Below are 1352 nucleotides of genomic sequence, written 5' to 3'. Positions count from 1 at the left end.
CGGGTCGGGTGGATTTGACCGCGGAGCGGTTCGTGGCTGATCCGTTCGTGGTGGGGCAGCGGATGTATCGCACGGGTGATGTGGTGGCGTGGACGGCTGCGGGGGTGTTGGAGTATCGGGGTCGGAGTGATTTCCAGGTGAAGATTCGGGGTTTCCGGATCGAGTTGGGGGAGATCGAGGCGGCGTTGTTGGGGGTGGCGGGTATCGGGCAGGCGGTGGTGGTCGCGAAGTCCGATCCGCGGGTGGGGGATCGGTTGGTGGCATACCTGGTCGCCGCTGACGTTGCCACTGATGGTGCCGTTGCTACTGATGGTGCCGTTGTTGGGGTGGATGTCGAGGCGGTTCGTGGGGAGCTGGCGGGGCGGTTGCCGTCGTATATGGTGCCGTCGGCGTTTGTGGTGTTGGCGGCGTTGCCGTTGACGGTGAACGGCAAGCTGGATCGTCGGGCGTTGCCGGAGCCGGAGTTCGAGGTGCGGGCGTTCCGGGCGCCGTCGACACCGATCGAACAGATCGTGGCCGACGCTTTCGCTGAGGTACTCGGGGTAGCGGCAGCCGCAGGCGAACATGTTGTCGGGTTGGATGACGATTTCTTCGACCTCGGCGGTAACTCGTTGAGCGCCACCCAGGTGGTCGCGCGGATCGGTGCGGTGCTGGATGCCAAGGTTCCGGTCCGCATGCTGTTCGAAGCCCCGACGGTGGCCGCGTTGGCCGCGCGAGTCGAATCGCATGCGGGAACCGGTCGCGGCCGTGAGCTGGTAGCAGGCCCGCGTCCGGAGCGGGTGTTGTTGTCGTTGGCGCAGCAGCGGATGTGGTTCTTGAACCAGTTCGATACCGGGTCGGCGGTGAACAATATTCCGGTCGCGGTGCGGTTGTCCGGTGTATTGGATGTGGCGGCGTTGCAGGCGGCGGTGGCCGATGTGGTGGAGCGGCACGAGGTGTTGCGCACTATCTATCCGCAGCAGGATGGGGTGGCGTATCAGCTGATCGTGCCGGTGGCTCAGGCGGTGCCGGATTTGTCTGCGCGGCCGGTTGCGGTCGCGCAGTTGCGGGAGCGGGTCGGTGAGGTGGTTTCGGCCGGGTTCGATGTGACTGTCGAGGTCCCGTTGCGGGCGGCGTTGTTCGTGGTGGGTGAGAACGAGCATGTGTTGGTGTTCGTGGCCCATCACATCAGTGCGGATGGGTGGTCGATGGGGCCGTTGACCCGGGATGTGATGGTGGCGTACGCGGCGCGTGCGGCCGGGCAGGTGCCGGGGTGGGCGCCGTTGCCGGTGCAGTACGCGGATTACGCGGTGTGGCAGCGGGCGGTGCTGGGTGCGGAAACCGATCCCGACAGTGTGCTCTCGGCGCAGGTC

1 protein-coding gene is annotated in these 1352 nt (G+C 66.2%); it reads left to right on the top strand.

What is annotated here, in order from left to right; all coding sequences use genetic code 11:
* On the top strand, window positions 1–1352 hold a 1352-nt coding region (locus ACL02S_RS24085; protein ID WP_412804780.1), incomplete at both ends, for a condensation domain-containing protein.

The sequence above is a fragment of the Nocardia spongicola genome (assembly GCF_047200775.1).
Taxonomy (GTDB): Bacteria; Actinomycetota; Actinomycetes; order Mycobacteriales; family Mycobacteriaceae; genus Nocardia.
This window is presented reverse-complemented; position numbering and strand designations above follow the sequence as displayed.